Raw genomic sequence first — 19,873 nt, 5'->3', positions numbered from 1 at the left:
ATCACCACGTCTGTTCGGCAGCACGCACCAGCATGTGGTTGACCGCGACCCGGCGATCACGGGTGACCATGAACAGCACCGCGTCGGCGATATCCTCCGAACGTAACTTTTCCATGTCCGCCGTTTGGCGTTGGAAGGCTTCGCGCGACGATTCGGCCAAGTGGGTGAAGATCTCGGTGTCGACGGTGCCGGGCCCCACGACGCCCACCCGAACCCGTTTGCCCAGGACCTCTTGGCGCAGTCCTTCACTGAACGCGTTCACCCCGAACTTGGTCAACGAGTACACCGCGGTGCCAGGACGCGCGACCCACCCGGCAGTCGAGCTGATGGTGACCAGATCCGCTACCCCGCGCGCTGAGTCGGCAGCCGCTTGGATGAGATGCGGCAGTACGGTCCGCGTCACGTACAGCACGCCCTGTACGTTGACCGCGATCAGATCGTCCCAGTCCTGCAGTGCGGCCTCGGTTGCCGCACCCATCCGGATCAGACCGGCGTTGTTCACCACGATGTCCAGGCGACCCAGCTCGGTGACCGCTCGGTCCACCGCGGTCGCGACCTGTTCGGCATCGGTGACGTCTGCCGCTGCCACCACTGCCACGCCGCCGGCGGCATCGATCTCGTCCCGCAGTTCGCGCAGCCGCTCCGTCCGCCGTGCCACCAACGCCACCGCCGCGCCCTGTGCCGCAAGCGCTTTGGCCGTCGCCGCACCGATGCCGCTGCTGGCGCCGGTGACCAGGGCGGTGGTGCCGGCCAGCGGCGGTCTCGGAGGTGTCATGGTTGGGCTCCTGTCCGCGACCCGTCGCTCAGTATTGTGTGCAGGACGTAATCGTTGTGTTCGCCGAGATCGGGCGCGCCACGCGCGATCTCCGTGGGGCAGTTCGCCAGCCGCCACGACGGTCCGACGATCGGCCGTTGGCCTTCGCGGCGATCGCTGACGAAACGGTAAAGCTCCCGGTCCCAGAGCAACTGGTCACCGATCACGTCGATCGACGTGGCGCTCTTGCTGGCCGGCACCCCCGCCCGCCGCAAACGCTGGGCAAGTCGCTCGCCGTCGTGGGCACGGGTGTGCGTCGCCAGCGCGGCGTCGAGCGCCTCGCTGTGCATGTGTCGCCCTTCGATGGTCGAGAAGCGTGCATCCTGGGTCAACTTGGCCGCATCCAGTACGTCGCACAATTGATGCCACTGCGCCTCCGAGCCGACGGCCAGGCTGATCCAGCTGTCATCGGCGCACGGATAACACCCGTGGGGGCACATATCGGGGTGCCGGTTGCCCTGGGGCAACAACGGTCCGCCGGTGAAGGCTTGGTCCAGCAGGCAGTCCCCGATCATCGACGACAGGGTCTCTACCGCCGACACATCGACGAACTGTCCCGCGCCGCTGGACTCGCGATGCAGCAGAGCAACGACCGCCGCGTACGCGGCCGCCGCACCGACGGTCGAGTCCCCGTACCGCATGCTGGCGCCCAGCGGTGGCCCACCGGGCCGTCCTACCAGCGAGGCGAGTCCGGCCAACGCGGCGAAACACGGCGCGTAGCCCGTCTGATGTCCCAGCGGTCCGTCGTTACCCCACATTTTGATCGACACCGAGATGATGTCGGGCTTCAGTGCTTTGAGCTGGTCATAACCCAATCCCTGACGTTCCATGGCGCCAGGGCGCAGATTGTTGATCACGATGTCGCTGTGCCGGATCAGATCGTGCAACTGGCCCATACCCTCGGCCGTCTTGATGTCCAGGTCCACGCTGAGAATCTCGGGGTTGATGCTGAGGAAGAAAGGCGCGTGGTTGACGTCTGTGCCGCCGTAGGCGCGCATTTCCTCAGGGATGGCCGCGCATTCGACCTTGATCACTTCGGCGCCCAACATCGCCAGCAGTTTGCCCGCGTAGGGGCCTGCCCACACTTTGGTGAGTTCCACCACGCGCACGCCTTCCAGAGGGCCACCGCGCCTGATGAGCGGTGGCCGACGGCGTGTCCGCCCTGCTGTGGGTTGCTGGCGCGGCCCGGCGTCGCCCTCCAGCACAGAGGCGGTGTGCGCACCGAGACGAGGTGCGGCGGAGTGGATCTCGGCGGGTGTGGCACTGAACTTGTACGGCACCGTCGGATAGGCTGCGGTGCCCAGTACCGGATGCGGCACCTGTTGGAAGAATCCGCGATGGCGGTATTGCGGCGAGCGGTGCAGGTCCTCGGCGCTGTTGACGGGAACCAGCGGAACCCCCAGTTGCTGGGCCCGCTCGGCCGCCGCTTCCCGGGGCAGGTCTTGGACCCACGACGCGAACCCCTGCTGAAAGGTGGCGACTTTCTGCGGGGTGACCGAGAACTCCAGCCAGTCGTCCTCGAATGCGTCGAGCCAATCCTGCTGCTGCAGCAACGCTTTGACACCCAGCCAATGGGCGCGGTTGGTCACATACAGGTAGACGAAACCGTCCGCGCAGGCGAAGAACGAGGCAGGGCCCTGTTGGTCGTAGTCGCCGCGTTCACCGTTGGCGCAGACTTCACCCGTGACGAATCGGCCGAGGATGCAGTCGCCGCGCGACACCAGCACGGCCTGTTCGGAGATGTCGATGAATTCCCCTTGCCCGGTGTGCATCTGGCGAAACAGTGCTGCCGTCAGGCACAGCGCGGCGTCGAGTCCGGCTTCGTAATCGACCAGGAATCGGCCGGGACCCTGTAGTGGGGGCTCGTCCCGGCCGGCATGGCTGGGGGTGTGGTAACCCCATCCGCTGGCATGGAACACGTTGATACTTGCGGCGTTCCGATATTCGTCGGGTGCGTCCCGGCCGAACGGTGTGATCGAGCAGAACACCACGTGCGGGTGCTGTTCGGGCAGACCGGTCACGTCGGTGCCGATGAGCGCGTCGGCGGTATCGACGAGATGGTGCAAACGTTCCCGGCCGGCTGCATCGGTGACGTCGAGTTCCACCGAGCACTTGTTGGTGTTGAGGTAGCCGAACAGCACGCTGCCCTCCGGCGCCGCGTCCTCGACCAGCACGGGCGCCATCCCCCGGGTCCTGCTGCCGCGGCCGGGCACCTCGATCTTGACTACCTCGGCACCGAAGTCCGACAACAGCTTCCCGCAGTATTCGCCGGCTACCGAATCGGCCAGCTCGACAACGCGAAACCCGGTCAGTGCCGACATCGTCGCAACACGGTCAGGGTTTCTGACGGCCCGAGCGGCTCAGCCGCCACTCCGGCGGGAAGTTCAGGTCATTGTCCTTCACCACGTTGTTGAGACCCTTGCTGAACGTGCCTTCGGTCAGGTCGACGTCATTGTCCTTGTCATTGGCGATCATCGGCAGCATGCCTTCGACCATGCCGGTGAGCAGGCTGCCGAAGTATTCACCCTTGTGCTGCTTATACAGCTCCAGGAATGTCTTCTGCACCGCGACGGTGTCGGTCGGGCGGGACCGGGAGCAGGCCAGCGCATACTTTTCGGTCTCTGCTTCCAACTTGTCCCGCGGCACCACGCTGTTGACGAAGCCGCAGTCATACATCTCCTTGGCGCTGAAAGGCCTTCCAGTGAACAGCATCTCGGAGAACTTACGCAATCCCATGGTCTCGGCCCACCACCACAGACGCGGGCCCCAACCCACGTACCGGAACGCCGGGTGACCGAACAGCGCATCGTCAGAGGAGATCACCAGGTCGGCATCCCCGGCCTGGTAGAAATGCCAGCCGTAACAGTAACCCTTGGCCTCGATGATGCTGATCTTCCGAAGTTCCTGCAGCGGACGGTTTCCCGCCCGCGCCTTGGCGTAAAAGTCGGTGACGGTGGACAGGTAGCGATAGGATCCGCCGGGCGGGTACTTGACCTCGTCGTCGTTGATGGCGAGTTCATGCAGCAGCGGCATGCCCGGATTTTCCAGCATTCCTCGCTGCTCGGGCAGATCGCCGCCGCTGCCGAAATCCTCACCCTCACCGCGGATGACGACGACCTTCACGTCGTCGTCCACGTTGCACTTGTGGATCAGGTCGGCGTAGTTCTGCCGCATGCCGAGCGTGGTGGAATTCTGTGCCTCCGGACGGTCGAACGTGATGTATGCGATCCTGTTCTTGACGTCCTTCTCGAACTTGATGTACTGCTCGGCTTCCTTCTTCATTTCTTCGTAGTCGTACTCGGGCATGTTTCTCTCCACTTCTGTTGCCGAACTGGGTGTCTACTTGAGCAGTGCGCCCGCGTCGACGGGTAGCGAAACGCCGGTGACATAACGGGATTCGTCAGAGGCGAGAAATAATACGGCATTGCTGATGTCTACGGCTTCCACCCACGGCACCGGCAAGGTGTGGGTCATCTGTGAGAACGGCGCGAAGTCCTCCGGTCCGGGATTCTCCAGATCCGGCCGGAACAGACGGAACGTCACCTCGTTCATGGTCATCGGAGTGTTGACCTGGCTCGGGTGCACCGAGTTCACCCGGATGCTGTGCTGACCGAGTTCGACGGCGAAGCTGCGCATCACCCCCATCACCCCGTGTTTGGCGGCGATGTAATGGCCGGTGAAGGCCAGGGCCTTGTGTGACCCGACCGAGCCGGTCAGCACGATCGACCCTCCGCGGCCGCCCGCGATAATATGCGGCACACCGGCTTTGACGGTTTTCCACACTCCCGAGAGGTTGACGTCAATCATGTCCTGCCAGATGTCTTCGGTCAGCTTGTGCAGCTTGTTGCCGAAGGTGCCGATACCGGCATTGGCGACGATGACGTCGAGGCGGCCGAGTTCCTCCACGCCGCGATTCACCGCGGCCTGCAACGCCTCGAAATCACGTACGTCGACCTCAGCGGTCACGATGCGGCGGCCCAGCGCCCGAACCAGATCGGCCGTCTCGGCCAGATCGGCCGGTGTCGCAGAGTCGTACGCCAGGTTATCGATTGGCCCGCAGATGTCGACCGCGATGATGTCGGCACCTTCCTCGGCCAGCCGCACAGCGTGACTGCGACCTTGACCGCGCGCGGCACCGGTGATGAAAGCGACCTTGCCGGCAACCCGCCCGCTCATCGCGACACCATGGCCGGCATGGATTCCCAGCCCCGCACCGTGGAGGTGGGGCTGAGTTTGGCGTTGCTCAGGTCGACGTCCCACTCTGGGAACCGTTTCAAGATCTCTTCCAAGGCGATGCGTCCTTCCAGGCGGGCCAGCGCCGAGCCGAGACAGAAATGTGTGCCGACGCTGAATGTGAGGTGTGGACGAGCCGAGCGGTGAATGTTGAATTCGTCTGCGTCCGGGCCGAATTGGCGGGAGTCCCGGCAGGCGGCGCCGATCAGCATCATCATGACGCTGCCTTCGGGCACCGTCTGGCCGTGCAGCACGACGTCGCGGGTCACGTACCGGGAAACGTGCGGAGCGGGTGGTTCATAACGCAGCAGTTCCTCGATGGCTTGCGGAATCAGCCCGGGGTCGGCGACCAGTTCACGCCGCTGGTCGGGGTGCTCGGCAAGGACCTTGCCGGCCCAGCCGATCAGCCGGGTGGTCGTCTCGTTGCCTGCCCCGGCGACAACGTTGAGATAGACGAGTATCTCGTCGCGAGTCAGCTGCCGCGTGCGGCCCGTCTCGTCGACGAACTCGACATTGAGCAGTTCGGTCATGATGTCGTCGGAAGGATTGTCGGCGCGCCAGTCGATGTAGGCGGCGAACTGCTCGCCGACGGACAACCCGTGTTCGGCGGCGCGCATTGGCTTGCCGGCCTCGGTGCGCAACTGGGCGTTGCCTCGGTCACGGATGTAGACCTGGTCGTCCTCGGGAATGCCGAGCAACGCGCTGATGACCTTCATCGGCATCTGCGCGCCGAGGTCGGTGACGAAGTCGAACCTGCCCGATCCGATCAGTGGATCCAGCAACTGCGCGCAGAAGTCACGAATCATCGGTTCCAGCGCGGCAACCTTGCGGGGGGTGAACATTCGCGACAGCAGCTTGCGGTGCACGTCGTGAATCGGCGGGTCTTCGAAGATCAGCATTCCCGACGGAATGTCGAGGTTGGCCTTGATGAGTTCCAAGATCGCGCCGCGGGCAGAGCTGAAGGTGATGTGGTCGACCAGTGCCCTGTTGACATCGGCAAAGCGGCTCAAGGCGAAGAAGTCATATTCGGCGTTGTAATAGAGCGGCGCCTCGTCACGCAAGCGTCCGAACATCGGGTAGGGATCCACGATCAGTTCCGCGTCGTAGGGATCGAAGCGAACCTGGCTGTCGGTGCTTGTCGTCACGAAATCACTCCTACCGCTGGCTTTTCCAGGTACACCCACCGGTCGCCGACGAAATCGGCGTTGGGTCCGAGAGTTTGGCCAATTTGTACACTTCGCTTATGTCGGCTGTATCGCCGCGCGACATGCCCGGGCGGCGTTCCAGCACATGAACATCGACTTCTCTATTCTCGTAGAGAACCATACAGCGGGTGTCGTGACAAGGCCCCATCTAACGCGCTCGGCGCGTTGGACGGCCTGCGCTGGTGCGGGTGAGCCGCCCCTTGTCCGGACTCTTGAGAATGCCGGTGGCGATAGCCGCCAGGATTCCGTCGAGTTGTGCTGCGCTGTCAACGATTTGGTCGCCGTGGGCGAATCGCAACATGAGGCCGTTGATGAAGGTCAGCGTGATGTTGCTCAAATCCTCTACCACCGCAGATTCCAGCTCGGCACCCCGCGGCATGAGCTGGACCAGGATCTCGCGGTGCAGTTTGGTGAAGGCATCGGTGCCCTGCTGCAGTGTTGCGGCCAGCGCCGGGTCACGGGCCGCCTGCATCGTCAACTCGTACCGGGCCTTGGTGCGGGAGAGTTCTGGTTCGCGCCCGGATTGGATCACCACTTGCGACAGCAGCGACGGCAACGCCGCCTCGTCGTAATTACCCGAGTTGTCGGCGACCGCTTGCAGGTTCGCCATGTCGAGCTCAGCCAAACGTTCGGCGGCAGCCAGCAGCAACGCGGACCGGGTGCGGAAGTAGAACGATGTGGTGCCATCGGGCACTTCAGCCTTGCGGTCGACCTTCAGGTGGCTCAGCCCTTTGGCCCCGTCGTCGGCCAGTAGCTGAATCGCCGCATCGCAGAGTTCGCGGCGACGTTCGGCGGGATTGGGTTTGCGTCGTTTGTCCATCGGCACCTTCGTGAGCTTGGCTGCAGAGCGTACTCTACGTTTGTAGTGCCAGCCAAGGGGGCGCGACGATCCCAAACGAAATCCCCCGCCCGGCTATATGCCGAGCGGGGGATTTGTTGCTCTGATTACCGGGTCAGGTGCACGGGATGCCGTGCGGACCGCCTATCCATTGGCCAGGCGGCGACTGCCAGGGGCAGAACTTCTTGATCTGGCCGGGAGCCGGGCCCGGACCCCAGTTGACCGGGTTGTCGATGCCCGGAGGATGGGGTGGGCCAGGGATATGCGGACCTGGCTTGGCTTCGGCCATACCGGCACCGAGCCCCAGCGCAACGGCTCCCATCGAGCCCAATACTGTTGCCGTCCCAGCGAATTTTCGGATATTCATTTCAACCTCCTCGCGGGACCGTCTTGCCGGGTGCAAATGGCGAAACACCTCGTTTGACCAGCAAAGACGGCAGACCGTCGGTGTTCTCTTACTAAAAGGCTTCCCATTCGGGCGCAACGTCAAACGCCCCGACCGCCCTGGCGCGTCACCGCCGGGCGAACGCGGGCGCACGCTCGGGCAGCACTCCGACTCCAACGAAGTACGCCGGCACAAACGAAACCCACGGGAATCGTTCGATGAAGCGGAATACCGCGTCCGGCGGCGTGGGGTCCGCGCCGCGCAGCAGCGGGCCGACGAGATTTCGGTGCAATCTTCGTTGCACAAATTGCGTCACGGCGGTGGGAATCAGCCGACGGCGACGAATCGCGGCCAGGTCCCGTTCGGTGACCCGATGGCGCCTCAACGGTTCGGCCAAGATGGTCGCGGCGGCAACAGCATCTTGAACCGCCAGGTTGATCCCGACGCCCCCCATCGGGGACATGGCATGCGCTGCGTCTCCGATACACAGCAGCCCGGAACAGTGCCAACGCCGCAAGCGATTCAGCCGCACGTCCAGGTGCTTGACGTCGTCCATGGATTCCAGCGCGTCCACCGACCCGGCCGCCTCGGGCACCAGGGCGGCGACATCGTTGCGGAAAGCCTCGATACCTTGCGCGCGCAATTCCGCGTCACTGCCCTTCCTGCCCAGATAGGCGATCTGGTAGTAGCCTTCACGCGGAATCACGGCCAACGCCTTGCCCGGGCCGGTGCGGGGCAGAAACGAAAACTGCGCGTCGTCGTCGCGCGGCAGCTTGAACCACCACACATCGAAGTTCACCGGAAATTCGCGGGTAGTCAGGCCCGCCTCCTGGCGGGCGATCGACCATCGTCCGTCGCAAGCGACGGTCAGTTCGGCCCGCAACTCCCCCGGACCGTCGGGCGCCTGATACCTGACCCCGGTCACTTGGCCGCGTTCCCGCAACAATCCGGTGACTTCGGTGTTCATCCGCAACGTGAAGTTCGGCTCGGCCATCGCCGCCTCGGCGAGCAGATTGAGCAGGTCCCACTGCGGCACCATCGCAATGAACGGATGCGGTTGGTGTAGCCGGCCGAAGTCGATGTATGTCACCGAGCGACCGTTCGACTCGAATGCGCCCGTGCGAACTTCGGTGTAGGCGAGTTTGGAAAAACGTTCCCACAGACCTAATTCGTCGAGTAACCGCATGGTGCTGCAATGCACTGTGTCGCCGCGGAAATCGCGTAGGAAATCGCCGTGCTTCTCCAACAGCGTGACATCGACACCCGCGCGGGCCAGCAGCAGCCCGAGGACCATGCCTGCCGGTCCGCCTCCGATGATCGCGCACGTCGTCTTATCAACCGGTTGCGTCTTATCCACCATTTGCGCCCAAGCATAGGGCGCGGCGTGGGTGCGCCGGACGCTTGCCATAACCTGACATGCACAATTTCTGACGTCCGTCGGCGCGCGTCCGCTGAACCGAAAGGTGTGGTGATCCCTGGTGACGACGCGAGGAGTCGTTCCGACGCAACCGGCCGACGACGATCAGGGCGGGGGCGAGCGCACTCGTGCCGGCGTGATCGATGTGACGGTGCAGATCGTGCTCAGTGAGGGCATTGCCGCGGCCAGTGGACGGCACATCGCAGACACAGCGCGGGTCGGTTGGGAGGTGATCCAGGATTACTTCGGAGATCGTGACGGACTCCTGATGGCGGTGGTCGAGCGAGGCTTCGGTCAGCTGTTGGACGCGCTCGAGTCTTTGCCCGCGATCACAGCGAATACCGGTACCCGCCACCGAGTGGAGGCGGTGGTGAGCTCGGCATGGCAGGCCATGTGCAGCCCTGTGGCCCGCGCGGCCACCGAAATCCTGATCGGCACCCGCGCCAGCCGTGGCGCGGCCGCGACCGGGCATATGAAGCGTCTGGGCGAGACGTTCAGCACGCTGGGCGACGCTATCGATCGCACTCTGGCTGTGACACCGGGTGCAGCAGTCGGAGAGCATTTGCTGACCAGCTTGCGCGGCATGGTCGCCAACCAGTTGGTGATGCACAGGACCATCGACACGACGCAGGACCGGCGCCGGCTGGTCGACATCCTCAGCTGCTACATCGACGCGAATCAATAACGGACGGAATCGAGTTCATGACCGAGACGATTCAAACGCTGCTCAGACAGCGGGCATCGGACTCCGGGATTGCCGTGAAATACGGTGACCTGCAATGGACGTGGCGTGACTATCTTGCTGAGTCGGAGGCGCAGGCGGCAGCGCTGCTGGCGGCCGCTGACCCGGACCGGCCGATGCACATCGGGTCCCTGCTGGGTAATACACCCGACATGCTGACGCAGATGGCTGCCGCCGGGCTAGGCGGCTACGTCCTGTGTGGGCTGAATACCACCCGCCGCGGGGACGCACTGGCTGCCGACATCAAGCGCGCGGACTGTCAGATCGTGGTGACCGATGCCGAGCACCGACCGCTGCTGGACGGTCTTGACCTGAATGGCACGCGAATCCTGGATACCTCGAGCCCGCAGTGGAAAGAGCGAATCGCCGGCGCTGGACGTCTTGTCCCCTACCGTCAGGTGGAGATGACGGACGCGTTCATGATGATCTTCACCTCCGGCACCAGCGGCAATCCGAAGGCCGTGCAGGTGTCGCACTTGATGCCGACTTTCGCCGGCCGCAGTCTGGCCGAGCGGTTCAGCTTGACCGAGCAGGACACCTGCTATGTGTCCATGCCGCTGTTTCACTCCAACGCGGTGGTAGCCGGATGGGCGCCTGCGGTGGTCTCGGGGGCTGCCATCGTGCCGGCGAAGTTCTCGGCCAGCAACTTCCTCCGCGATGTTCGCCGCTACCACGTGACGTATATGAACTATGTCGGCAAGCCCCTCGCCTACCTCCTTGCGACACCGGAACGCGACGATGACGCCGACAACCCGCTGCGGGTGGCCTTCGGCAACGAGGCCAACGAGAAAGACATCCAGGAGTTCGCGCGGCGGTTCGACGTGCAGGTCGAGGACGGTTTCGGCTCAACCGAGAACGCGGTCATCGTGATCCGTGAATCCGGTACGCCGCTTGGATCGATCGGTAAGGGAATCGACGGGGTCGCCGTCTACAACAGTGACACTCGCACCGAGTGTCCCGTAGCCGAGTTCGACGAACACGGGGCGCTGCGCAATGCCGACGACGCCGTCGGCGAACTGGTGAACACCGCGGGCTCGGGCTTCTTCACCGGCTACTACAACGATCCCGAAGCCAACGCCGAGCGCCTGCGCGGCGGCATGTACTGGTCCGGTGACCTCGCCTATAAGGACGCGCAGGGCTGGATCTACCTGGCCGGCCGCACCTCCGATTGGATGCGGGTGGACGGCGAGAACCTAGCGGCCGCACCGATCGAGCGGATTCTGCTGCGGCACAAGGCAATCAACCGAGTTGCCGTGTACGCGGTACCAGACGGCCGGGTGGGCGACCAGGTGATGGCGGCGGTCGTGCTGCACCAGGGCCGCACCTTCGACCCCGAGTCATTCGAGGCGTTCCTCGATACCCAGCCCGACCTGTCCCCGAAAGCGCGGCCGCGCTACGTCCGGATCACTCCCGACCTGCCCAGCACCGCCACCCACAAGGTGCTCAAACGCCAGCTGAGCGCCGAGGGAACCACCGTCAGCGCAGGAGAAACGCTATGGGTGCGGGAGGAACGGGGTACGACTTATTGCGTGGTGACGCCATGACGGACTCCAGCACAACCCGCGTCGCGGTCTACTTCGACTTCGACAACATCGTCATCTCCCGCTACGACCAAGTGCACGGCCGCAACTCGTTCCAGCGGGACAAGGCCAAAGGCCTCGACCACGAACGGTTGCGGGCGGCCACGGTCGACCTGGGCGCCATCATGGACTTCGCATCGTCATTCGGCACGCTCGTGCTCACCCGCGCCTATGCGGACTGGTCGGCGGAGGTGAACGCCGCCTATCACGGCCAGCTGGTGGGCCGTGCCGTCGACCTCGTGCAATTGTTCCCGGCGGCCGCATACGGCAAGAACGGTGCCGACATCAGGCTGGCCGTCGACGCGGTCGAGGACATGTTCCGGCTTCCCGACCTCACCCACGTCGTGATCGTCGGTGGCGACTCCGACTACATCGCCCTGGCCCAGCGCTGCAAGCGTCTGGGCCGTTATGTCGTGGGTATCGGGGTAGCCGGCGCGAGTAGCCAATCGCTGGCGGCGGCATGCGACGAGTTCCTTACCTACGACGCGCTGCCCGGCACCTCGGTCACCACTTCAGCGCCGCCACCGAAGAAACGCGGACGGCACGCAAGCGCCGCTGAGACGGACGACGAACCCGTGACGCCGGACCCGCAGCTCGCCGCCACCGGATTGCTGGAGCGGGCGCTGCGGATCGGCCAGGAGAAAGACGATGCGGATTGGCTGCACAACTCCACCGTCAAGGCGCAGATGAAACGCATGGATCCGTCATTCAGCGAGAAGTCGTTGGGGTTCAAGTCGTTCAGTGATTTCCTGCGGTCCCGCAGCGACCTCGTCGAGCTGGACGAGAGCACCACCACGCGCACGGTGCGCCTGAAGTCCGACGCCTCCTAGCCGGCGATCTCGCCGGCGATTGAGCGCTCAATGCTGGTCCGGGTGACGTCGGGCAAGACGACGAGTCCGTCGAGTTCGGTACGCGCCAACCCATAGGCATGCTGACGTTCCTGTGCCGTGGCGCCGGAATCCGCGGCGATCCGAAGCAGGCTCTGTGCACTCGCCACCCGCTGCTTTTCTTCCTTCGAGAAGTCGTTGGTCCGACGCCGCATGGCCTCGGCTTCGGCGGCGTTGAACGCGGTCACATAATCCTCGACGGCATCGAGGTACTGGCGTGCGGCGTCGCGATCGTCGGAGAGGTCTTCCGCGCGTAGCGGCTTGAGCAGGTCCGCGCGCAACTTGGCCTTGTGGAAACGGGTGGTGAGCGGGTCCCGCATATCGGTCATCACGGGGAAATCCAGTAACCGGGACACGTCGAGTTCGTAGGCCAGCCATCGGGCGTCGGTGTCCTCGTGGGCCTCCAGCGCGCGCCTGATGGCACGCCAGTGCGCCGCTGGGTTTCCGGGCGCCGAGGTATCGCTCGCGGTGGCACCTGGGATCTCGGCGCGCTCGGAATCGCTAGTCCGCTCCGCGGCCCGCTTGCTGAAAGAAGAAAACGCCTTGATCCCGGCGGCGATCACGCCGATCAACGGCAGCACCAAGAGCAGCAACTCGACCACGCGGAACAGCACACCCACGTGGCCAGGATGCCATCACTTTCTCAGCGCTTGTCGATTTGGCCGGCCGCGATCTTGTCTGCCGTCTTGGCTGCCATCCCTCCGGCCAGGCGGGAGGCCGCCTCCGGGGCGTTGGCCGCGAATCGAGCCAGGACCCGCTGGCGCAACGGCGCCACGGTGACCTCACCACGATTGCGTTCGATTGCGGTCACCACCGCAGCGCCGACCTGCTCCGGTTTGCCGGTACCGATCAGTGGTGGCGCGTCGGCTCCGGAGTCGGCGAACATGCCCGCGCCGCCGATCGCCCCGGGGCTGACCACCGAGACGCCGACGCCATGGGGCCGCAAGTCGTCGCGCAGGCACAGGGCGAAACCCCGCAGACCGAATTTCGTCGCCGCGTACAGCGAGGCACGCGCGGTCGCCGTCTTGCCCGAGATCGAGGACAGATAGACGAAATGACCCGACCCGCGGTCGGTGAAGGCGGGAATCAGCTCGCGGGTCATCTGCACCGGCACTTCGAGGTTCACCCGCAGCGCGCGATCAACCTGTTCGGCCGTGTAGCTGTCGAGCTTGCCCGAGGCCGGCAGCGCCGCGTTGGACACCAACACGTCGATCGAGCCGGCTTCGGCGAGCAGCGCCGGACCCGCGCCGGGATGCGCCAGGTCGCTGACGATCGTCCGGTGACCACCGCCGGGAAGCGACGCCACCAGCTCCTGCAGTTCCTGAGGCTTGCGCGAACTCACGATCAGCTGCGCGCCGCGATCCGCGAGCGCCTTGGCGATCGCTCGTCCGAGGCCGCCGGTGGCGCCGGTGAGCAGAACTACTTTGCCGGTCAGCTCCATGGTGCTGACGCTAGTCGATCGCGTCGGCCGCTCGATACTCGAAGCGGTGCAACACGTCGTAGGAGCCACCGACAGTGGCCGAGATCATTTTGTAGACCAGACGCACCGGTCGCGACGGGATCTTGTCGTATGCGGCCAACACTGGTCGCTGCTCCACCAGATGCAGGCTCGGGTTCCAGTCCTGCAACTCGCTGGCATTGCGGACCCCCCACTTGACGATGCCCTTGGTGAACACCTTCGACAGCAACGGCCCGAACGGCGAGACGGTGTCGAAAAGCATTTCGCCGTGGTCGAATCGATCGGTCAGCCGAGCGAGCAGCTGCCGGACCTCGCTTTCCGGCAGATACATGAACAGCCCCTCTGCAATGATCAGCGTGGGGTGCCCGACTGGGATGTCCGCCAGCCAGCGTGGGTCGGTCACAGAGGAGCCGATCATGCGATAGTGCGCGGTGTCCTCGTAGAGCCGGCGACGTAAGTCGATGACTCCCGGCTGGTCCAGGTCGAACCACTGCACGGACGGGGGTACCGGCAACCGGAAGGCGCGGCCGTCCAGGCCGCAACCAAGATGCAGCACAACCGCATCGGGGTATCGACGCAGGAAGTCCGCGCACCAGTCGTCGAGTTGCTTTGCCCGCAGCACGACCAGGTACTGGTTCGATGCCGGCAGTGAGCTGCGGTGTATCCGCTTGAAGTCGTAGTCGATTCGGTCGACCGCCTCGGCTGCGGCGCGGTCGCCCAGAATCGGTTGCTGCGAACGACTTTCGTACGCTCGTAGGTACAGCGTGACCAGGTTCGTCCACTCCACCGAACCCCACGGGACGGAACTGAAATCGACTTTTGCCGATGGCATGGTTCCCACCCTAGATGCCTGAGGCGTACCCCTGGCGATGTCGATGGGGTACCCCGCCGCCGATTTCGGGCTTGCGGTGCCCGCTGCGCGGTGCGGCGTTCCTTGGTTTGCCTAAGCGGGCCTAAGCGTGCCTAAGTGTGCCTAATCCTGCCACCGTCTGCCTATGTGTGCCTGCGTGTGGCTGCGTGTGCCACGATTACGGCGGGCGTATCCGAGTCGTCGACGTGACCACCCGTTCGCCTCGCGCATCCCTCAACATTGGAACTGGTCACCCGTCCCGACGACCGAGCACTACCACCTAATGCCCTCAAGAGTCAGGAGATTCAATGCCGAACCGATTGACCGACAAAGTCGCACTCATCAGCGGCGGGGCCCGCGGCATGGGTGCGTCCCATGTTCGGGCACTGGTAGCGGAAGGCGCCAAGGTGGTGTTCGGCGACATCCTCGACGACGAAGGCGAAGCCGTAGCGGCCGAGGTCGGGGATTCCGCGCGTTACCTGCACCTCGACGTCACCGACCCCGACCAGTGGGACAGCGCCGTCGACACCACCTTGAGCGCCTTCGGCCGCCTGGACATCCTGGTGAACAACGCCGGCATCATCAACGTCGGAATCCTCGAGGAGTACGCGCTGTCGGAATGGCAGCGGATCTTGGACATCAACCTCACCGGGGTGTTCCTGGGCATCCGCTCGGTCGTCAAACCCATGAAGGCCGCCGGTCGTGGGTCCATCATCAATATCTCCTCCATCGAAGGTCTGGCCGGCACCATCGCCTGTCACGGCTACACGGCCACCAAGTTCGCTGTCCGGGGCCTGACGAAGTCGGCGGCGCTGGAGTTGGGCCCCAGCGGAATTCGGGTGAATTCCATCCATCCGGGCCTCATCCGGACACCGATGACCGAATGGGTGCCCGAAGACATCTTTCAGACCGCACTGGGTCGGATCGCCGAACCCCAGGAAGTCTCCAACCTGGTGGTCTACCTCGCCAGCGACGAGTCCAGTTACTCAACCGGTTCGGAATTCGTAGTCGACGGCGGCTGCGTCGCGGGCCTTGGGCACAAAGACTTCTCGACCGTCGACACCGCCGACCAACCCGAATGGGTCACTTAACCGGTTGAGCCTCAGAACGCGTCGGGATCGCGCTGGATCTCGACTGGCACGGGGTGCTGGTATAGCCGTGCGGCGTTGGCCCAGGTGATCTTGCGGATCACCTCGCCCGGCAGGTCGCCGATCTCTTCATGGATCGTCTGTTGGGTGTGCGGCCAGGTTGAGTCGCAGTGCGGGTAGTCCGCCTCGAGCATGATGTTGTCCGCGCCGATGCGTTCATACTGTACGAACGACGACTTGTCCTCCACCGCGCAGAACCAGAAGTTGCGCGTGAAAACCTCTGCGGGCGTGAGTGTCTCGCCAAGCGCCTGCCAGGTGCCGTACATCTCGTGGTAGCTGAGCATGTGGTCGAGGCGGTCCAGCAGCCCGGCCACCCAGCCGATGCCGCCCTCGGAGAGACAGATCTTGAGGTCGGGGTATCGGCTGGGCAGCCCGGAGTACAGCCAATCCACCGCCGCGGAGATGGCGTAGGCGAAGAACAGCACGCCCTGGACATCCGGCGGTGCATCCGCGGTCGTCGAAGGCGAGGAGCCTGACGAACCGATGTGCAAGTTGACCACAGTGCCGGTTTCGGCACACGCCGCCATCATCGGCTCCCAGTAACCGGAATGAATGCTGGGCAATCCCAGCATCGCCGGGTTCTCGCTGAACGTCACCGCATGGAAGCCGCGCTCGGCGTTGTCGACGATCATCTGCGCGCCCAGGTCGGGATCCAGCAACCAAGGCAACTGGCAGGGAATGATCCGCCCGGGATACGACCCGGCCCAGACGTCCAAATGCCAGTCGTTCCATGCCCGCACGGCTGCCAGCGCGAGGTCGCGGTCTTTGGTCACCTGTTGCAGGCGTTGTCCGGCGAATCCTGGCAGAAATGACGGGAAGTTCAGCGACGCGTAGACGCCGTTGATGTCCATGTCTTTAACTCGCGCATGGATATCCCATGCGCCCCGGCGCATTTCGTCGAAACGGACGGGTTCGAAACCGTACTCGGCGACCGGTCGCCCGACCACGGCGTTGAACCCGACGTTGGGCAGGATCTGCCCGTCATATACCCACGTCTGCCCGCCTTCGGGGGTGTCCACCACGGTGGGTGCCCGGTCGGCGAACTTGCGCGGTAGCCGCCCGGTGAAGGTGTCGGGCGGTTCGACGATGTGATCGTCCACCGAAATCACCGTGTAGCGCCGCGGCGCCCTGGGTGGATCCGGCAACAAGGTGACCGTACGATCCTCGCCCGTTTTTGCGGTGGTGAAGTTCAGGTTGCTCGCGAGGTCGTCGATCGATTTCATCGGTGGTGTCTCCCTGGTGTGGCGAGCGGTGGCGAGCAGACGCTTATTAGGTGAGCACGTCAGGGTCGGCTTTGATGGTCATTCGTGCCGCGCCCGCCCAGTACACGTCGGCGGCACGTTCGATCAGGGACGCCCGCATTCCGGCCATATCCGACCAATTCATCTGTGACGGCTCCTTGCCGGTCAGCATGACGTCGTAGGCCAGTTTGCAGACACGCTCGATGGATGCCGCCCGGTAGACGGCTTCAGGCAGATTGCGCCCGGTTGCGATGACTCCGTGATTGGCCAGGATGGTCAGATTCGCCGTGCCGATGCGTGCCGCGAGATCCGCTGCGCGAGAGGGATCGTCGACCTCGCCGCCGTAAGCCTCGACCAGGCACATGTCATCGAGGAACAGCGACCCCGTCTGGTGCACCAGCTCGGGCAGTCGTCCCAGCGCGGCGAGCACGCAGACGTAGTACGGGTGATTGTGAATGACCACGCGGGCATCATCGCGGACCCGGTGTAACTCGGTGTGAATGTGGATGGCCGGGGTGACGTCCCATCGGCCGCGAACCACCCGGGCATCGGCATCCACCACACAGATGTCCGACGCGGTGATTTCCTGCCACCAGAGTCCCCACGGATTGACCAACATGTCGGTTTGGCCGTCGAGTTGCCAGGTGATGTGGCCGGCCATGTTCTCGGCGAAACCCGTCGACGCGAGGTGACGAAAGGCCACGGCCAGTGCCTGCTCGTTGGACAGGTCGACACCGATCGGCGGGACGACCGACGGCGCCCACACTTCAAGACCGCCTCGGCGTGGGTCAGGAGTGTCCACTACCGGCCTCCATCCTGGTTCGAATATCTTCGCGGAGTTGGCCTTTGGCGATTTTGGCACCGGAGGACCGAGGTAGTGCATCGAGCACGATGAGTGCTTCGGGCAGCAGTTCCTTGGAAACCCCCAGCGCCAGCAGATGGTGGACGAGGTCGTCGAGGTCCAAAGTACTGGAGCCGACGAGTTCGGCATAGACACAGACTTTTTCGCCGAATACCGGATCGGGCATCGCTACCGCCGCCGCGACGGCGACCGCGGGATGGGTCATGACGGAGTCTTCGACTTGGGCCGCGCTGATGTTCTTGCCGCCTCGCACGATGAAGTCCGATGTTCGCCCGGTGACGCGCAGGTATCCGTCGGCGTCGATCGAGCAGATATCTCCCATCCGCATCCAGCCGTCGCGGGTGAACAACTTGTCGTGATCGGTCCCGCCCAGGTAACCGAGGCTGGTGGCGGGGCCGCGGCAGGCCGGCTGGCCGTGCCCGGTCTGTGTGACGTCTTGGTCGCCGTCGAAGAGGCGAACCGACATCTCCGGCACAATGCGCCCGCCGGTACGTAGCCGGTGGTCCAGCGAGTCCGCCAAGGTGGTCCCGCTGAGCAGTCCGGTCTCGTTGGAACCGTAGAACTGCAGAATTTTGGCGCCCGTCAGCTCTTCGAATGCCAATGCCGGCCGGTACGGCAGTGCCTCTCCCCCGGTGAATACCACCCGCAACGAACTCAGGTCGAATTCCCGACAGCTGGGGTCAGCCATCATCATCGTCAATTGCGTACTGACACAACACAAAACACTTGCGCTATAACGTTCGATGGCGGCGCACGCCGCCCGGGCGGTGAAGCGCGGCAGCAGCACCGCGGTGGCGCCCAGGTGGATCGGGGTGGTGTGGCTTGTCCATATCCCGAAGCCGAACGGCATGGGTATGACCGGCAGGAAAACGTCATCGGGCGTCAAGAGTCCGTTGGCGACGGCTTTTTGGTGGAAGTAGTGCCAACGGTTCTGGGTGTGTACCACGCACTTGGGTAATCCGGTGGTGCCCGAAGTGGAGTTGATCAGGAAGACATCGTCTGGGCCGAGCGGCGCCGCGACTGTCCGGGACGGCGCGTCGACATCCAGATCCAAGACGTGGCCTTTGTAGTCAGGCAGGTAGCTGAGCAGCAGAACGGGCGTCGACTGGTCGGCTGCCACCTCGATCGCGGCGGCGTGCCGTGGTTGATCGCTGATCAGCAGCTTGGGGGCGGTGGTACGGAGCAGGTGGCCAACCTCGCGGGTGCCGGCGCGAGCGCCGATCCCGACCACGACCGCACCGCAGCGTTCGACGGCCACGAACAGCACATGGACCGCGGCCGAGTCGCCATGCCACACCGCGACCCGATCACCCCACCCGACACCGCAACCAGCCAGCCGCTCGGCCAGAGCTGTTGCCGCGACGTCGAATTCACTCCACGTCAGACCGACCTGCTGGTCGGCATCGATATACGCCGTCTGACCGGACGAGCGTGCGGCGTTCTCGCGCACCGCGTCGGACAGCGTCGAGGAGGACCACCAGCCCTCGGCACGGTACCTCGCCACATCGTCGGCGGTGAACGCCGGCGACCGCACGATGTTCGGCGTGCCGGCGGTCATATCCAAATGATAGGAAAAGACATTCGATCCCAGCATTAGGGCGCTGACCTGGACTCCAAGGATTCGTAGAGAACCTTTCAAGTGCGATCCGGGATGCTGGATTCAACCGTCTGTAATCAACACCAGACCGAGACCCGACAGGAGTCCATAGACCGTCATGGCGATCGTCGATCAACCGACACACCAGCACCCGCACTTTCCGGGGCCAGCCTCGGGACCTACCGGCTTCCGGGAGGTGCCGAGCCGCCACCCGTGGGAGATCGGACTGTTGGTCCTGGTCATCATGTCCAGCGTCCTGCTATATCTGATCGCCTTCGCAGTGGTGCTCACGGGCAAGGTCAGCGTGCTGTGGCTTTCGGTGCTTGCCGCACCGATCCTGCTGTACCTGGGCCGCGGTTTGAACTACGGCCAGCAGCGCGCGAACGGCGTCAAGATGTCACCCACCCAATTCCCCGAGGGCTACTGGCTTGTCGTCGAGGCCGCCCAGCGATTCGGGCTCGCAGAGATTCCCGACGCCTACGTCGTCCTGGGCAATGGTCAGATCAACGCCTTCGCCAGCGGTCACGGCTTTCGTCGGTACGTGGTGGTCTACAGCGACCTGTTCGAGATCGGCGGCCAGGCGCGAGACCCAGAGGCCCTGGCATTCGTCATCGG

19 protein-coding genes are annotated in these 19,873 nt (G+C 64.3%); 5 read left to right on the top strand and 14 right to left on the bottom strand.

Annotation, left to right across the window (positions count from 1 at the left end; genetic code table 11):
- Nucleotide 1: 1 nt before the first annotated feature.
- The 8 genes from A5636_RS11355 to A5636_RS11325 all read right to left on the bottom strand — a co-directional run bounded on the left by A5636_RS11355 (nucleotide 2) and on the right by A5636_RS11325 (nucleotide 8,835).
- Complete coding sequence (locus tag A5636_RS11355) at nucleotides 2-775, bottom strand: SDR family NAD(P)-dependent oxidoreductase (protein ID WP_065158733.1); 774 nt, start codon at nucleotides 773-775, stop codon at nucleotides 2-4.
- A complete protein-coding gene (locus A5636_RS11350; RefSeq protein WP_065158732.1) occupies nucleotides 772-3,135 on the bottom strand; it encodes a CaiB/BaiF CoA transferase family protein in 2,364 nt (787 codons plus the stop codon). Before A5636_RS11350 ends, A5636_RS11355 begins: the two co-directional genes overlap by 4 nt.
- Before the next feature lie 13 nt (nucleotides 3,136-3,148).
- Nucleotides 3,149-4,120 carry an enoyl-CoA hydratase/isomerase family protein gene (locus tag A5636_RS11345; RefSeq protein WP_065158731.1) on the bottom strand — a complete coding sequence of 324 codons (972 nt, stop codon included), beginning with the start codon at nucleotides 4,118-4,120 and terminating at the stop codon, nucleotides 3,149-3,151.
- A gap of 33 nt (nucleotides 4,121-4,153) precedes the next feature.
- The gene (locus A5636_RS11340; RefSeq protein ID WP_065158730.1) at nucleotides 4,154-4,990 is read right to left on the bottom strand and encodes a mycofactocin-coupled SDR family oxidoreductase; all 837 of its coding nucleotides are present in this window, start codon (nucleotides 4,988-4,990) and stop codon (nucleotides 4,154-4,156) included.
- On the bottom strand, nucleotides 4,987-6,192 hold the full coding sequence (locus tag A5636_RS11335) for a cytochrome P450 (RefSeq protein WP_065158729.1): 1,206 nt from the start codon (nucleotides 6,190-6,192) through the stop codon (nucleotides 4,987-4,989). Before A5636_RS11335 ends, A5636_RS11340 begins: the two co-directional genes overlap by 4 nt.
- Before the next feature lie 208 nt (nucleotides 6,193-6,400).
- Nucleotides 6,401-7,072 (bottom strand): TetR/AcrR family transcriptional regulator, encoded by a 672-nt coding sequence (locus A5636_RS11330; protein WP_065158728.1) that lies wholly within the window; start codon nucleotides 7,070-7,072, stop codon nucleotides 6,401-6,403.
- A gap of 133 nt (nucleotides 7,073-7,205) precedes the next feature.
- The gene (locus A5636_RS25450) at nucleotides 7,206-7,457 is read right to left on the bottom strand and encodes a hypothetical protein (RefSeq protein WP_081287729.1); all 252 of its coding nucleotides are present in this window, start codon (nucleotides 7,455-7,457) and stop codon (nucleotides 7,206-7,208) included.
- Nucleotides 7,458-7,602: 145 nt separating this feature from the next.
- Complete coding sequence (locus A5636_RS11325) at nucleotides 7,603-8,835, bottom strand: FAD-dependent oxidoreductase (RefSeq protein WP_081287730.1); 1,233 nt, start codon at nucleotides 8,833-8,835, stop codon at nucleotides 7,603-7,605.
- A gap of 118 nt (nucleotides 8,836-8,953) precedes the next feature.
- Between A5636_RS11325 and A5636_RS11320 the strand changes: the two genes are divergently transcribed.
- Genes A5636_RS11320 through A5636_RS11310 form a run of 3 tightly spaced genes read left to right on the top strand, consistent with a single transcriptional unit; the run spans nucleotide 8,954 to nucleotide 12,044 of the window.
- Nucleotides 8,954-9,577 (top strand): TetR/AcrR family transcriptional regulator, encoded by a 624-nt coding sequence (locus A5636_RS11320; RefSeq protein ID WP_065158727.1) that lies wholly within the window; start codon nucleotides 8,954-8,956, stop codon nucleotides 9,575-9,577.
- Between the two features lie 17 nt (nucleotides 9,578-9,594).
- On the top strand, nucleotides 9,595-11,178 hold the full coding sequence (gene fadD1 / locus A5636_RS11315) for a fatty-acid--CoA ligase FadD1 (protein WP_065158726.1): 1,584 nt from the start codon (nucleotides 9,595-9,597) through the stop codon (nucleotides 11,176-11,178).
- A complete protein-coding gene (locus A5636_RS11310) occupies nucleotides 11,175-12,044 on the top strand; it encodes an NYN domain-containing protein (RefSeq protein ID WP_065158725.1) in 870 nt (289 codons plus the stop codon). Before fadD1 ends, A5636_RS11310 begins: the two co-directional genes overlap by 4 nt.
- Here A5636_RS11310 and A5636_RS11305 read toward each other — a convergent pair.
- From A5636_RS11305 to A5636_RS11295, 3 genes are read right to left on the bottom strand one after another with little or no spacing between them, the layout of a single operon-like run.
- On the bottom strand, nucleotides 12,041-12,721 hold the full coding sequence (locus tag A5636_RS11305) for a hypothetical protein (RefSeq protein ID WP_065158724.1): 681 nt from the start codon (nucleotides 12,719-12,721) through the stop codon (nucleotides 12,041-12,043). The genes A5636_RS11310 and A5636_RS11305 overlap by 4 nt on opposite strands.
- A 23-nt stretch (nucleotides 12,722-12,744) precedes the next feature.
- Entirely contained in the window at nucleotides 12,745-13,542 is a 798-nt protein-coding gene (locus tag A5636_RS11300; RefSeq protein WP_065158723.1) for an SDR family NAD(P)-dependent oxidoreductase, read from the bottom strand.
- A 10-nt stretch (nucleotides 13,543-13,552) separates the two neighbouring features.
- On the bottom strand, nucleotides 13,553-14,392 hold the full coding sequence (locus A5636_RS11295; protein ID WP_065158742.1) for a class I SAM-dependent methyltransferase: 840 nt from the start codon (nucleotides 14,390-14,392) through the stop codon (nucleotides 13,553-13,555).
- A 326-nt stretch (nucleotides 14,393-14,718) separates the two neighbouring features.
- Between A5636_RS11295 and A5636_RS11290 the strand changes: the two genes are divergently transcribed.
- Nucleotides 14,719-15,501: an SDR family oxidoreductase gene (locus A5636_RS11290; RefSeq protein ID WP_065158722.1), complete on the top strand. Its 783-nt coding sequence runs from the start codon at nucleotides 14,719-14,721 to the stop codon at nucleotides 15,499-15,501.
- A gap of 11 nt (nucleotides 15,502-15,512) precedes the next feature.
- Here A5636_RS11290 and A5636_RS11285 read toward each other — a convergent pair whose 3' ends face one another.
- The 3 genes from A5636_RS11285 to A5636_RS11275 are packed head-to-tail and all read right to left on the bottom strand — an operon-like array spanning nucleotide 15,513 to nucleotide 19,219.
- Entirely contained in the window at nucleotides 15,513-16,781 is a 1,269-nt protein-coding gene (locus tag A5636_RS11285; RefSeq protein ID WP_065158721.1) for an amidohydrolase family protein, read from the bottom strand.
- 46 nt (nucleotides 16,782-16,827) lie between these two features.
- Nucleotides 16,828-17,601 carry a class II aldolase/adducin family protein gene (locus A5636_RS11280; RefSeq protein WP_065158720.1) on the bottom strand — a complete coding sequence of 258 codons (774 nt, stop codon included), beginning with the start codon at nucleotides 17,599-17,601 and terminating at the stop codon, nucleotides 16,828-16,830.
- The gene (locus A5636_RS11275; protein WP_065158719.1) at nucleotides 17,588-19,219 is read right to left on the bottom strand and encodes a class I adenylate-forming enzyme family protein; all 1,632 of its coding nucleotides are present in this window, start codon (nucleotides 19,217-19,219) and stop codon (nucleotides 17,588-17,590) included. Before A5636_RS11275 ends, A5636_RS11280 begins: the two co-directional genes overlap by 14 nt.
- 157 nt (nucleotides 19,220-19,376) lie before the next feature.
- Between A5636_RS11275 and A5636_RS11270 the strand changes: the two genes are divergently transcribed.
- A partial coding sequence (locus tag A5636_RS11270; protein ID WP_155763762.1) for a M48 family metalloprotease occupies nucleotides 19,377-19,873 on the top strand: 497 nt, incomplete at its 3' end.

Origin of the sequence: Mycobacterium asiaticum (assembly GCF_001673315.1) — a bacterium.
Classification (GTDB): domain Bacteria; phylum Actinomycetota; class Actinomycetes; order Mycobacteriales; family Mycobacteriaceae; genus Mycobacterium; species Mycobacterium asiaticum_B.
The sequence above is the reverse complement of the archived record's forward strand: the minus strand, read 5'-3'. Positions and strand labels throughout refer to the sequence as shown.